Source organism: Paenibacillus rigui (assembly GCF_002234615.1).
In the GTDB taxonomy this organism is placed as follows: Bacteria; Bacillota; Bacilli; order Paenibacillales; family NBRC-103111; genus Paenibacillus_S; species Paenibacillus_S rigui.
The window spans coordinates 57,245-71,719 of record NZ_NMQW01000018.1; the positions used below are offsets into that span (position 1 = coordinate 57,245).

At 51.8% G+C, this 14,475-nt stretch carries 10 protein-coding genes; 9 read left to right on the forward strand and 1 reads right to left on the reverse strand.

Going from position 1 to position 14,475, the window contains the following annotated elements; translation table 11 throughout:
• The first annotated feature begins 109 nt into the window (after window positions 1-109).
• The 9 genes from CF651_RS13760 (at window position 110) to CF651_RS13800 (ending at window position 12,987) form a co-directional block, all read left to right on the forward strand.
• Window positions 110-2,398 carry a helix-turn-helix domain-containing protein gene (locus CF651_RS13760; protein ID WP_245855894.1) on the forward strand — a complete coding sequence of 763 codons (2,289 nt, stop codon included), beginning with the start codon at window positions 110-112 and terminating at the stop codon, window positions 2,396-2,398.
• Between the two features lie 367 nt (window positions 2,399-2,765).
• Window positions 2,766-3,620 (forward strand): ABC transporter permease, encoded by an 855-nt coding sequence (locus CF651_RS13765; protein WP_094015470.1) that lies wholly within the window; start codon window positions 2,766-2,768, stop codon window positions 3,618-3,620.
• A 23-nt stretch (window positions 3,621-3,643) separates the two neighbouring features.
• Window positions 3,644-4,540, forward strand: a complete 897-nt coding sequence (locus tag CF651_RS13770) for a carbohydrate ABC transporter permease (protein ID WP_179232807.1) — start codon at window positions 3,644-3,646, stop codon at window positions 4,538-4,540.
• Between the two features lie 87 nt (window positions 4,541-4,627).
• Window positions 4,628-6,295: an ABC transporter substrate-binding protein gene (locus CF651_RS13775; RefSeq protein WP_094015441.1), complete on the forward strand. Its 1,668-nt coding sequence runs from the start codon at window positions 4,628-4,630 to the stop codon at window positions 6,293-6,295.
• 29 nt (window positions 6,296-6,324) lie between these two features.
• Window positions 6,325-8,703 (forward strand): glycoside hydrolase family 95 protein, encoded by a 2,379-nt coding sequence (locus CF651_RS13780; RefSeq protein WP_094015442.1) that lies wholly within the window; start codon window positions 6,325-6,327, stop codon window positions 8,701-8,703.
• Window positions 8,704-8,882: 179 nt separating this feature from the next.
• Window positions 8,883-10,436, forward strand: a complete 1,554-nt coding sequence (locus tag CF651_RS13785) for a spore germination protein (RefSeq protein WP_094015443.1) — start codon at window positions 8,883-8,885, stop codon at window positions 10,434-10,436.
• Entirely contained in the window at window positions 10,433-11,545 is a 1,113-nt protein-coding gene (locus CF651_RS13790) for a GerAB/ArcD/ProY family transporter (RefSeq protein WP_094015444.1), read from the forward strand. The genes CF651_RS13785 and CF651_RS13790 overlap by 4 nt, the downstream gene beginning before the upstream one ends.
• Window positions 11,542-12,750 carry a Ger(x)C family spore germination protein gene (locus CF651_RS13795; RefSeq protein WP_179232808.1) on the forward strand — a complete coding sequence of 403 codons (1,209 nt, stop codon included), beginning with the start codon at window positions 11,542-11,544 and terminating at the stop codon, window positions 12,748-12,750. Before CF651_RS13790 ends, CF651_RS13795 begins: the two co-directional genes overlap by 4 nt.
• 12 nt (window positions 12,751-12,762) lie before the next feature.
• The gene (locus tag CF651_RS13800) at window positions 12,763-12,987 is read left to right on the forward strand and encodes a hypothetical protein (protein ID WP_094015446.1); all 225 of its coding nucleotides are present in this window, start codon (window positions 12,763-12,765) and stop codon (window positions 12,985-12,987) included.
• 53 nt (window positions 12,988-13,040) lie between these two features.
• Here the strand turns inward: CF651_RS13800 and CF651_RS13805 are convergent, their stop codons facing one another.
• Window positions 13,041-14,417, reverse strand: coding sequence for an aldehyde dehydrogenase (locus CF651_RS13805; protein WP_094015447.1), 1,377 nt, complete (start codon window positions 14,415-14,417; stop codon window positions 13,041-13,043).
• Window positions 14,418-14,475 lie beyond the last annotated feature (58 nt).

Consider the following 14,475-nt stretch of genomic DNA (forward strand, 5'->3'; position numbering starts at 1 on the left):
ATTTATTCCCTTTTATGGTGCGGGTCATTATAGTATAATGTTAGCACTCGGAAGAAACATAGAACGCTGCAAAACAAGCTGCAAACGCTTTCTGAAAGGGGATCGCAGGATGAGGGCCCATGTTTCATCCAGCTTCAAACGGTTTTTGATTTCCTATCTCATTATCTTGCTGATCCCTAATTTGGCCGGTTATTTATCGTACCGAACGTCCATCGACGTAGCGGAATCCAGCTCTATCGAAAACAGTACGATGCTGTTGAGGCAGAGTGCAGAGATTCTGGAGCGTAAGCTAGCTGAAGTGGAAGGCTTCACGAAGCAGCTGGCTATCAATCAGGACTTGAATCTTCTTATCAATGAGAAGAGGCAGGGGGATGCGTACAACGTGTTCGGTTTCTGGAAAACGATGCGCGACCTGTCCGGCTACAGCCAAACGAATGATTTTCTGCAAAGCTTTTATATTTACTTTCAGAATTACAACGTCATCCTCACCCCGGGATCCATCTATTATCGGCCCGAGCATTATTATGAGCTGAATCACTACGTTGACGAGCCCTACGAGACCTGGAAAGAAACGATACTGCAAGCAACCCATGAACGCACCCTGCTGCCTGCACGTCCTTTTATGCAAGACAAGAATGCATCCTCCATGCTGACTTTCGTACAGTCCCTACCGCTCAACAGCTTCGGTAATCCGAAGGCTACGGCCGTGGTGCTCATTGACGAGAGGAAGATCAGCTCCCTGCTGGAGAGTCTGACGAGCCAGTACGGCGGCTGGGCTATAATTACCGACAGCAGCGGGAAACCATTAGCGTCCCAAGGGCTGACGAAAGCGAACAGCCAAGCCTGGCAGCTGTCCATGTCTGAAGCCCGGACGACCAGGAAATTGGACGACGGCACTCTGCTGATCACCGTCCGGTCCGACAAGACGGGCTGGATGTACGCGGCGGGTGTCCCGAAAGAAGCTTTGATGGGGAAAGCGAATACGATCAAATACATGACATGGACGCTATCGGCAGCAGCGTTACTGATCAGTCTGATCATCGGGATGCTGCTGTCCTACCGGAACAGTGTGCCGATTAACCGTCTGATGAACGTATTCAAAGAGCAGGTTGGTCTGGATACGTCAAGGATCAGGAATGAGTATGATTTCTTGTCGGGAAATATATCCGATCTTATTGCTAACAACAAGCAGCTTCAGACCGAACTGAGCCTGCAGATGCCTTTGGTGAAGGATGCTTTTATTAAAAGACTGCTTGCAGGTGAATTTAACTCGGCCAAGGAATTGGAAGCGGTCCGATCCCAGGCGGATGTCGTATTTCTTCAGCCGTACGGCTTTGTGGGCATGCTGAAAATAAACGGGTATGGCGGCATCGACAGCAAGGAAATTATTGAAGAACTGAGCGCAGCAAGACTCATCGTCAAGCAAATGCTTCATGAACTGGAGGCGGGTCTGCATGCAACGGATTTGGGATCGGATAAAATCGTGATGCTCTTGACTCCGGAGTGTGAACCAGACAAAGACTGGCAGCGTGCATTCGAAGCGCGGTTCGTTCCATGTATGGAATCGATGTATGTGAATTATCGCATATCGATCACCTCTGTCATGGGAGGCGTATATGCTTCGTTGTCCGATATTAGCCGCTCGTATAGCGAGGCCAGTCAGGCCATGGATTACGCGGTCCATATGGAGGAGAAGAGGCTGGTCTGGTACGAGGAGACCATGAGGGAATCGATGCTGTATTATTATCCGATGGATACGGAGCAAAGGCTGATGAATACGGTCAAAGCGGGGGAGGCATCCGAAGGGAAGCGCATCGTCGCGGAGATTGTTGCATGGAATTTCGCCGAAAGAGAGCTATCGATTGAAATGAAGGAGCAGCTCATCGGGGAGATGAAAGGAACGCTGCTCAGGCTGCTGGATCAAAAGGCGTTTCAGGATGGCGACTTTTCCCGGGAAATACAGGAGCGAATCGCTGCTCTCAGGTTATCGGACGGGATGGAGCAGGTAAGGCAAAGCATGGAGTGTATGGTGGATGATTTTTGCGCTGTCATTGCCAAGAAAAAGAACGAGCTGCAGCACGAAATGCTGCAGGACATGATGAAATATATTCAGGAATACTACCAGGACCCGGAGCTGACTATATATCGCATAGCGGAGCATGTGGGACGTCCGGAGAAGTATATTTCACAGCTGTTCAAGGAGCGGATGGGGGAAAGCTTATCCGACTATTTGGAGAGCATGAGAATCAGTAAGGCAGCGGATCTGTTAACCGGCAACGGTTTAACGATTGATGAGATCGCCAGCCAGGTCGGCTACAACAGCGCCCATTCCTTTCGTAGAGCGTTCAAAAGGGTGCGCGGGGTATCGCCGAGTTTGTACCGGCAATCCGCGAATTAGATCAAGAACCCCGTCCATTCATTCAGAACAGGGCGGGGTTCTTCGTTTTCCGGACGGCGAAGCCGGTTATCCGTGTGTGTACGGTCCGGGAGGAAATGTACGCTGTGTCAACGGATGCAATTGTACCCCAGGCTCCCGAAGTGTACCTTTACATGCGGCGGGGAAAAAACCTATGATGACACTGGAAGTAAGCGCTGCCATGGTCAGCTTTCACCGTTGTATCCTTGTGATGAATCCATATTTAGGAGGTGTTGTTCTGGAAACGCTTATCGCTGCAGATCAGGAACTAAGGAAGGATAGAAAGACACTGAGCGTGTGGGGGTTGGCGAGGAAGAGCTTCAGGAGACATTGGCAGCTGTATCTTATTATGATTCCACCGCTGCTGTACTTCCTTATCTTTAAGTACATCCCGATGCTGAATGCCGTTCTTGCCTTCAAAAATTACAATGTCACCAAAGGCATATGGGGGAGTCCCTGGGTTGGATTCAAATATTTTAATCTGTTTTTTGATAACCCGGCATCGCTGAATCTGATTAAAAACACGCTGTTTATTTCATTGTACCATCTGATCGTGGGCTTCCCCATCCCGATTGTGCTTGCTCTGGCATTGAACGAGGTGCGGAGCGCCAGATTTAAACGGGTGGTTCAGATGGTGACCTATGCGCCGTATTTTATTTCTACGGTTGTCATGGTTTCGATGATCATGCTGTTTTTGTCACCACGGCTCGGGATCGCCAACACCCTGCTGAATGCCGTCGGCTTCGAATCGGTTAATTTTCTCGGCAGCACCGGGCTGTTCCGTTCGGTATATGTATGGACGGACGTGTGGCAGACGGCAGGCTACTCTGCAGTCATTTATTTGGCGGCGCTGGCCGGTGTGGATCCTTCGTTATACGAGGCTGCCAAGGTGGATGGAGCGTCGCGGCTGCAGAAAATAAGGAATGTCGATCTGCCGGGACTTATGCCCGCAGCGGTGATCATTCTGATCTTAAGCGTAGGGAATATCATGGCCGTCGGCTTCGAGAAAATTTATTTGCTGCAAAATCCGCTCAATCTGGGAACCTCGGAGATCATTTCTACCTATGTATACAAGGTCGGCTTGTTGAATGCGAATTACAGCTTTGCAACGGCGGTGGGCTTGTTCAATTCCGTAGTGAATCTCATTCTCCTGCTCGTCGTGAATGCTGCCGCCAGAAAAATATCCAATAACAGCCTATGGTAAAGGCAGGAAAGGCAGGTGAACCCATGACAGAGGTACGGCAGTCCATAAGGGAACCGTTCGGAGACCGAATGTTTCTAATGCTTGTATACACTGCTTTATCTTTCGTGCTGCTGCTGGTTCTGTATCCGCTCATTTACATTGTCAGTTCCTCATTAAGCAGTCCTCTTGCGGTCTCGGCCGGGAAAGTGTGGCTGTGGCCTGTTGACCTTTCCTTTAAAGGCTATCAGGCCGTGTTTCAAAATCCCCAAATTGTTACCGGGTATGCCAATTCGCTGTTTTATACGGTAGCGGGCACTTTCATCAGCGTTGCTATGACTATCATGATCGGTTATCCGCTGTCCCGCAAAACGTTTTTCGGCAGAAGCGGGGTGATGGTGTTCATCACATTTACGATGCTTTTTTCCGGAGGGCTCATTCCTACCTATTTGGTCGTGAAGCAGCTTCATCTGATCGATACGCGGTGGGCGCTGCTGCTGCCGAATGCTATCTGGGTGTGGCAGGTGATTATTGCCAGAACGTTTTTCCAATCCTCGATACCGGATGAGCTGGTGGAGGCGAGCGAAATGGATGGCTGCAGCGATTTGAGGTTCATCTGGAGCGTCGTCTTTCCACTATCGAAGCCTATTGTCGCCGTGCTTTCCCTCATGTACGCGGTCGGGCAATGGAATGCCTATTTTGATGCGCTCATTTATTTAAAGACGCAATCGTTATACCCTTTGCAGCTTATCTTGAGAAGCGTGCTTATTTTGAACAACGGGACAGGGGCGATGGATGCTGCCAAAATGATCGAGAGACAGCAAATGGTCGATCTCATGAAATATTCGCTCATCGTCGTTGCCAGCCTCCCGGTTCTGATTATTTATCCGTTCGTACAGCGTTATTTCGTACAAGGGATGCTGATCGGTTCGGTCAAAGGCTAAGCCGCCGCAGGCTGAGGAAGAGACTCCACGCAGTGGACGTTCTATTTTGCAGACGGAACCGCCAATGAAATAAAGGAGAGGATTATTGTGAAAAAAACAGGCTCATTGCTCTCGATAACAATGCTAGCGCTTGCGGTTCTTGCAGCAGGCTGTACCTCAGGAGATTCCGCTGCAACGAATCCGGGTACGAAGGAGGGAGCATCCCAGGACGGCAGTGGTTCGGGGCCAACCCCGATTCGCGTATTCTCGCATCAAGGAACGGATTTGGATTACAAGACGAACCTGTTCACCCAAACTCTCGAAAATAAATTTAACGTCAAATTCGCCTGGACGACGGTACCTTATGACGGAGCGGCGGAGAAAAGACAAATCTCGCTGGCCAGCGGCGATTACCCTGACCTGTATATGCTCATTCCTTGGGTCGATAAGTTCTCGCAGACCGATCTGCTCCGGTTCGGACAGCAGGGGGTCATTCTTCCCCTCAATGATCTGATTGATAAATATGCGCCGAACGTGAAGGCTGCTCTGGATAAAAATCCGTATTACAAAGCGATGAACACGGCACCAGATGGTAAAATTTACGGTCTCAACGAGCTGAATGAATGCTATCACTGTTCCTTTCCAAATAAAATGTGGATCAATACGAAATGGCTGAAGCAGTTGGGTCTGGAGCTGCCCCAAACGACGGAGCAATTCAAGAATGTGCTGAAAGCCTTCAAAACGAAAGACCCTAACGGCAACGGCAAGGCGGATGAAGTTCCGCTCAGCGGCTCGACGGAAACCTATGGCGTACATATTATTCCTTATTTAATGAACGGGTTTATTTATGATGATGACAGAACCTATCTGATCCTGAACGGCGGGAAGGTGGACATTGCCGCCAATAAGCCGGAGTGGAAGGAAGGGCTTGCCTACATTAAATCACTGTACGATGAGGGACTGATTGATCCGGGAGCTTTTACGCAAAATGCCGAAGCCTTTAAGAAGATCGGCGAGAATGCGGATGCGCAGCTGCTTGGTGCCGGAGCCGGCATGCACCCTGCCATTTTCGTGAATACGGGACTCGACAACAAGCGAGGCAGCGATTATAATCCGCTGGCACCGTTAACCGGACCGCATGCATCCTACGCCACATTTAATTACCCCGTTGAGCCCGGAGCAACCTTCGTGCTAACGAACAAGGCCAGCGAAGCCGCACAAATCGCCGCAATCAAGGTACTGGACTACATTTATACGCAAGAAGGTCAGCTGTTGAGCAATTACGGCGAAGAAGGGGTCGACTGGCGCAAGCCGAAGGAGGGAGACGTGCCGATCGAGAAGAATGCGACGCCTGTTTTTGCCACGATTCCCAAAAAAGAAGGAGCGGCGCCCCGTAACTCCGCTTGGGGGGCCACTGCGCAATATAACCATTCGAAGGATTTCCGCAACGGCTGGATACAAGGGACTGATATCTATAAGCCTGAGGGCTATGAACGCCGACTTCAAGAAGCGACCCACCTCTATGATGGCAAGCAGCCTAAGGAAGTGTTTCCGCACTGGGCGATCTGGATGGATCCGGCCTCTGCGGACGAAGCCAGCATGATGCAAACGAATATTAAAGATTTCGTTAATCAAAACGCGCTTCAGTTTGTGACGGGTGCCAAAAGCCTGGATAAAGATTGGGATACGTATGTGAAAGGGCTGGACAGCTTGAATTTGAAAGGGTATCTTACGATTATGCAACAGTCGTATAATGCATCCCTTAAAGCGAAATAAATCGATCTTACAGGTTAGGGGAGAACGAGATGAAGCTGCATTACACCAAACCGGCCCAATATTGGACGGAGGCACTGCCTGTCGGCAACGGCCGGCTGGGCGCGATGATTTTCGGCGGTGTGGAGAAGGAACGGATTCAATTCAACGAGGACAGTCTATGGTCGGGCTTTCCGAGAGAGGGAAACAATCCCGCAGCAAGGGACGTGCTTCCGAAGGTGCGGCAGCTCCTTAGGGAAGGCAGGTTCATGGAAGCGGATCAGCTGTCCAAGCAAATGATGGGACCCTATACGGAGTCGTATATGCCATTCGGGGACTTGCACCTTCAATTCGAACATGGCTCACGCGCCCAGGCGTACCAGAGATCGCTTGAGCTTCAACGGGGCGTGACGAAAGTGGAATACCGGATCGGGGAGGTGCTGTATACGCGCGAAATTTTTGCCTCCTATCCGGATCAAGTCATTGTCGTCCGTCTGACAGCCAGCAAGCCGCGCATGCTGAATGTCCACGCAAGGCTGGACAGCCCGCTGCGGTATCGAACGTCCGTATCCGGGGACCGGTTTATCATGAAAGGAGTAGCGCCGGAGCAAGTATTCCCGAATTATTACTCATCGGATCATCCCATTCAGTATGGCGAGCCCGGGAATACGGATGCCATGCGATTCGAAGCAAGCCTCACTGCGCAGCAGGAGGAGGGCACCATGCTAGTCGATCCGGATGGACTTCATCTCATTGGAGCAACAACCATTACACTGTATATCAGTGCGGCGACAAGCTTCAATGGCTTTAACCGGTCTCCCGGTAAAGAGGGGAAAGATCCCGCACAGCTTGCCGCATCGTATTTGGAGCAAGCCGTGCAGCTCCCGTATTCTCTTTTGCTCGAACGGCATAGGGACGATCATCAGGCGCTTTACGGCAGAGTGGAGCTTGTGCTGGGAGAAGCAGCCGACGATTACTCGGACGTACCCACGGACCGCCGTATTGCTTTATATGGCTCAAGCGACCCCGGGCTGGTGGTGCTTCTATTTCATTACGGGCGCTATCTGCTGATAGCAAGCTCCCGGCCCGGAACGCAGCCAGCCCATTTGCAAGGGATATGGAATCAGGACACAAGACCTCCCTGGAGCAGCAATTGGACGCTCAACATTAATGCCGAGATGAACTACTGGCCTGCCGAAACATGCAACCTGGCGGAATGCCATGAGCCTCTGCTCCAGTTTATTGGACATTTGGCCGAGAACGGAAGGAAGACGGCTCAAGTGAACTATGGCGCCCGCGGATGGACAGCGCATCACAATTCCGATATTTGGGCACAGAGCGCTCCTGTCGGAGATTACGGGCATGGCGATCCCGTGTGGGCCAGCTGGGCGATGGGCGGGGTTTGGCTGTGCCAGCATCTTTGGGAGCATTATGCATTTGGCAAGGATGCGGACTTCTTAAAGAATCAGGCTTATCCGATGATGAAGGATGCTGCGCTATTTTGCCTCGATTGGTTGATTGAAGACGGGGAGGGGCATCTGATTACGGCTCCGTCCACCTCACCCGAGCACAAATTCAGAACACCCGACGGACTTGCGGGCGTAAGTATGGCGGCAACAATGGATTTGTCCCTCATCTGGGACTTGTTTACGAATTGTATGCAAGCGGCACGGATTTTGCAGACGGACGAGGCGTTTGCAAACGAGCTCTCCATGGCGAGGGAGCGTTTGTATCCTTTGCAAATAGGCCGGCATGGCCAGCTGCAGGAGTGGTTTCAAGATTTTGAAGACGAGGACGTTCATCACCGCCACGTATCCCATCTGTTTGGGGTATACCCGGGAAAGCAGCTTACCGGGCAGCTGACGCCGGAGCTGTTTGAAGCCGCCAAGCGTTCGCTGGAGCGCAGGGGGGACGGAGGCACCGGCTGGAGTCTGGGGTGGAAGGTCAGCTTGTGGGCCAGGTTCGGTGACGGGAACCGCGCATGGGGTCTTCTATCAAATCTGCTTCAGCTGGTGAAGGAGGATGAACCGGAGAACTATCATCAAGGCGGCGTGTATGCGAATCTGTTCGATGCCCATCCGCCATTTCAGATCGATGGCAACTTTGCAGCTACAGCAGGCATCGCGGAGATGCTGCTGCAGTCACATCAAGGATATCTGCATCTGCTTCCCGCTCTACCGGATGCTTGGCCGAAAGGCTATGTGAAGGGGCTGCGTGCCCGCGACGGGTTTGAGGTCAGTCTGGTTTGGGAGCAGGGACGGCTGGTTGAGGCTGTCATCGAATCCGTTCTTGGAGAAGCTTGCACGGTACGATACGACGCAAGCCTGGTGGTCCATTTAGGAGAAGGCGAGGTTTATACGGAGGAACTGAGCCATGGACTGTATCGGTTCCCTACCGAAAAAGGGAAGAGGTACACGGTTTCCTTCGGATGAGTAGAGAAGCCGATGATCTTAGCGCAAGGCTATGACCAAATAATCCTTCAGTACACTGGAGGATTATTTGGCATGCTCCAAGCTTCGGGCCGAGCCGGAACGAATTGGATAGTATTCTCTCTATTGGGACATACTTACGCTGTATAACTGAGCTGAGATAGGGAAAGAAGGGAGCGGGAATGCGTCTATTCAACAGAGGATGGAAGAGGAACTTAAACACGGCCGCGGCTCCCTCTGTATCTGAAGCTGGATTCCAGCCTCGCCCTTCCACCAGGCTGGACGACAATTTGAATGACTTGGCTTCCCTATATGAAGAGTGCGGCGATATTGTGTTCCGTTCGTTCGAGCTGGCGAATGGAATCCGGGCTGCCGCTGTGTATGTGCAGGGATTATCGGATGAAAGCTTGTTCCAGCATCAAGTCATCGACCCTTTAATGCACATGGAGCCGGAGCGGACGGAAGGTGTGTCCCAGCTTGTTGCTCAGCTTCCAGCTACTGCGGAGCAGCTAACCGACTGGACCGTCATTACAGAAAAGATCGGCAGCGGGCTCCCTGTTTTGTGGATCGATGGTTCGAATGCGGCGTATGCCTTCGGGATGATCAAAATTACACAGCGGAACGTAGAAGAGCCGGCTGCCGAATCAACGATACGAGGACCCCGCGAAGGGTTTACGGAATCGCTTGGCGTCAACCTCCCGCTGATCCGCAGAAGAATAAAAAGTCCAGAGCTTAAACTGGTCAATCTGACGGTAGGTACGTATACGAAAACGCAAATTACGTTGGCTTATATGAAGAACTTGGCGGATCCCCACCTGGTAGCAGAAATGAAATCGCGAATCGAAAGGATTCGCATTAATGGGGTTCTGGAGAGTGAAATGATCGAGGAGTGGATTGCCGATAACCCTTACTCGCCGTTTCCGCAGGCCCTACCAACGGAACGTCCGGATGTCGTGTGCGCCAATTTGCTGGAGGGACGGCTTGCGGTGCTGATCGATGGCACCCCCTTTGTTTTGGTTGCTCCGATAGGCCTGTTCTCGCTGCTGCAATCGGCAGAGGATTACTATCAGAATATTTTCATGAGCACCTTTATCCGCTGGCTGAGATATGTCTTTTTTATCATTTCTCTGCTGCTTCCCTCCGCTTACGTAGCGATTACCACCTTTCATCAGGAAATGATACCGAGCGTTCTATTGCTCAACATATCGAAATCAAGAGAAGAAATTCCGTTTCCTGCACTGATTGAGGCCATGATCATGGAGATTACATTCGAAGCGCTGAGAGAGGCCGGGGTTCGGCTCCCGAAGCAGGTAGGTGCCGCCGTCAGTATCGTAGGTGCTCTGGTTATCGGACAGGCCGCTACCTCGGCAGGCATTGTTTCGGCGCCCATGGTCATTGTCGTAGCTATCACGGGGATTGCTTCCTTCATGATCCCAAGGTATACGCTAGGGATTCCGCTTCGGCTCATCCGGTTTCCTATTATGCTGATGGCAGGAACTCTTGGTTTGGTTGGTGTGATGCTCGGTTTTATCGGAATTATTATGCATCTTAGCCGGCTGAGCTCCTTTGGTGTCCCTTACTTAGCTCCCGTTGCCCCTACGCGCTTCAAGGAGTTCAAAGACATCATGTTCCGCGCGCCGGTCTGGAAGCAGGAGCATCATCCTCAATTAACCGGTTATCAAGAGCAGCAGCATCGTACTGCCGGACAGAACGTTGAAGGAGAGGATACGACATGATCCATCAAAAGATTTCCTCGAAGCAGATGGCTCTGTTTATGTATCCGGCTATACTGGCGACCTCGGTTCTCGGCGTACCCAGCGTTACGATGAAATATGCAGGCCATGACATGTGGCTGTCCCCGCTGTGGGCTTCCATTATGGGGCTGCTGGCTATCTTCGTGGTTTTCCAGCTTAACGTGAAATTTCCGGGCCAGTCTATGATTCAATGCAGCACGACGGTACTAGGCCGGGTTGGCGGGAAGCTCTTCGGTCTGATTTATATGTTTTACTTGCCTCATTTGAGCGGAATTATATTAAGGGAATACGGCGAGTTTATCTTGAGCACGGTTCTTCATCACACGCCCTTATTCGTTGTCATGGGCTCGCTCATGCTATTCTGTGCCATGAATGTGAAGAGCGGAATTCAAGTCATCGCGCGGAGCAGTCAAATTTTGATTGTCATGGCTTCGTTTTTTCTCTTCTTTATATTAATCCTGCTCATTCCCGATATGAATCCGGGCGAGCTGCTTCCTTTTGCCGAGAAAGGTTTGAAGCCTTCGATCATCGGAGCCATTGCTCCGGCGGGCTGGTTCTCGGAATACATTCTCGTTTCTTTTTTTCTGCCGAGCTTATCCGACCGGCCCAAAGCGCTTAAGGTTACGCTGGTGTCATTGGGTGTTGTATCGGTTACGATGGTTGCCATTAATCTGTCCTGTCTGATGCTCTTCGGGGATTTAACGGACACCTTTGTATACCCGGTTATGATTGCTGCGCGCTATATCAGCTATGCGGATTTTTTCCAGCATATTGAATCCCTTATTGTCGCCATTTGGATTTCCGGTATTTTTGTAAAAGTTTCGCTGTTTCTATATATTCATGCGGTGGCCACGGCACAATGGCTGAACATCGAGGATTACCGTCCATTGGTATTTCCGCTGGCTGTTCTGACTGTCGTGTACAGCTTCTGGGTTGTGTCGAACCAGACAGAGGTAGGCGCATTGTTAGGTGCCGGCGGCAACTTTTATACGATGACTATGCTTATATTCCTCCCGGGTTTGCTATGGGCTGTTGCCGTCATCAGAAAATGGGGAAGTGCCGGGAAGAAGGAGAAGGGGAGTTCCCAATGAATCCGGTAAAAAGGCTCCTGTGCCTTGGGCTGCTTCTGGTCTTCGCCTCGACGTCTGCAGGCTGCTGGGACCGCAGGGAAATCAATGACCTGGCTATTGTTCTGGCTGTCGGAGTAGACCGCAATCCGAATCATAAAATTTTGCTGTCCGCGCAAATCTTTTTCCCAAAGGTGGCGGGCGGAGGGCCGCAAGGCAATACGGGAGGCACCGGCAGCAATGCGATAGGGCAGACGATCATGCAGAGTGCCGAGGGAGTGACTATTGCCGATGCCATGACCCAGCTTCAGAGCAAGCTGCCCCGCTCCTTATTCTGGGGACAAAGCGAGGTGATGATTATTGGGGAAGCAGCTGCAGCGAAGGGGATTCGTTCCTATATTGACTTCTTCTTGCGATATGTTCAATTCAGGGAGCATGCATACACGTACATTAGCAAGGATCGGGCGGTCGATCTGATCAAGCTGCAGCCCCCGCTGGAGCGCAGCTCGGCGGAAGTACTCCGGGAAATGGGCAATTTGAAGCTCGGAGCCCAGATTACCCTCAAGGAGCTGGCGCAAAAAATAGACGGGGCCTCTCAAGCGGCGCTGCTGACCCGTATCCATATTACTCCATTCGCCACCGCAGCGGATGCGGCACACAATAATATTCAAGTTACCGGTATTGGCGTGTTCAAGAAAGATAAATTTGTAGGAAGCCTGGAGGAGCGGGCGAACCTGGGGATTCTTGCGATCACCAATGAGCTGGAGACCAAAATTTTCTCGTTTCCCATCGATACTTCCGGAGGCCATGTTTCGGTGAATTTAGTTCATGCCAAAACGAAAATGGTTCCCCATATTGATGAAAAAGGAGTATGGAGCATGGACCTGTTTGTGGAGATGGATGGGGATTTGGTATTGAATACAACCAATCAGTTCAATTCGGACCCGAAATTCGTCCAGCAAGTTAAAAAAGCATGGACGGAGTCCATCCGCGGGGATATCGAGGCTGCCCTGAAGCGTGTACAAAAGCAGCTGAAAACGGATGCCTTCGGCTTCGCGGAACCCTTTTACCGGCATTATCCCAAGGCGTGGAGCCGAGTCAAGGATCGGTGGAATGACGAAGTGTTTCCGGCATTGCAGGTGAACCTTCATATTCGTACCCAGCTGAACCGGATAGGCAAGTCGACGGTTCCTCAAGGCATCCCCGAAAGCTCAATTCGTAAAAAATAGGAGGCGATGGGGTTGAAGGCACTCCCTATCCTTGGATTGACGGTATTAACCTTGGTGATTTACATGATGGAAGCGAGGCATGTGAAAAGCGTCAAGGTGAAGGCGACTATCGGAGGGATCTCCGCTGTGGCCTTGACCATAGGGATTCTGCTGGTATATTTCCCGGAATTGCCCGGGCCGACCGATTGGGTCCTTCCTTTATTCAAGCCGTTGAACCGCTTAGTTGGAGCGGAATGATTCGGATGAACTCTAATCTCAAGGGCGGCCGCAGGCGACAGGGCAGCTGCCCGCTATTTCAATAAAGCCCGAACCAGCTTGGCGCCCAGCCGGCTGTTGGCATACCGGGCCGGCAGATCGAAGGCGACCGTTTGGTGCAGGACGCTCTTGTGATGTGTAAACACATCGAAGCTTGCTTTGCCGTGGTAAGCGCCGACTCCGCTCTGTCCGACGCCGCCGAATGGCAGGTACGGCGTTGCGATATGGGTCAGCGTATCGTTGATGCACCCGCCGCCAAAGCTGATCTGCTGCAGCATCGTATCGATTTCTGCGGAATCCGTTGAGAACAAATAGAGCGCCAGCGGCTTCTCGAAGCTTCGGATGAACTGTATCGCCTCATCAAGCTCCTTGTATTCGAAGACGGGCAGGACCGGCCCGAAAATTTCCTCCTGCATGACCTGATCCTCCAGCGTAACCTGATCGATGATCGTCGGTTCGATATAGCGGTCGGCCGTATCGTACTTCCCGCCGCGGACGATGTGGGCCTTGTCAATGAAATCGGCGAGACGTCTTGCGTGCCGTTCGGTAACGATCGATCCGTAATGCCCGCTGACGCGAGGATTCGCTCCGTACAGCTCAACGATGTAATGCTCCATTCGTTCCAGCAGCTTCTGCTTCACGGAGTGATGGGCAAGGAGATAATCCGGCGCGATACAGGTTTGGCCTGCATTCGAGAACTTGCCCCACACGATCCGCTTGGCGGTCAGCTCCAGATTCGCCGTCGGACCCACAATCGAGGGGCTTTTCCCTCCAAGCTCCAGCGTAACCGGGGTCAAATGCTTTGCAGCAGCTTCCATAACGATCTTGCCAACCGGCACACTCCCGGTGAAAAAGATCGCATCGAACCGCTGCTTCAGCAGCTCCGTGCTGACCTCCACGCCGCCTTCAACGACGGCGACATAGTTCTCATCGAACGTCTCGTCCATCATTTTCTTCAGCAGCGCCGAGGTTCGGGGTGTCAGCTCCGAAGGCTTGAGCATGGCGCAGTTTCCGGCAGCGATTGCACCGATCAGCGGGGCAAGAGCCAGCTGGACCGGATAGTTCCACGGCGCGATAATCAGACTCACCCCGTAAGGCTCGGGATAAATCACGCCGGAGGAGCCGATATGGGTGAGCGGCGTTGTGACTTTGCGCGGCTTCATCCAGCGCTTCAAATGCTTGATCGTGAAATTGATCTCCTCATAAGTGACCCCGATCTCCGTTAAATAGCTCTCCTGCCCCGGCTTGCGCAGCTCAGCCTCCAGCGTATCCAAAAGCTCAGCCTCATACTTTTTGATCACCTGCTTCAGCCGCTTCAGCTGGGAAAGACGGAAGGCGTACGGCTTCGTTGCACCGGTAAAAAAGTACTGCTTTTGGCTGTGCAGCTTGCGTTCGATATCGTTGGCCAGCATGTTGTGTGCCCCCTTTCTTAATAGGATATCCATTCTCTATGGCTTACTGCAGCATACC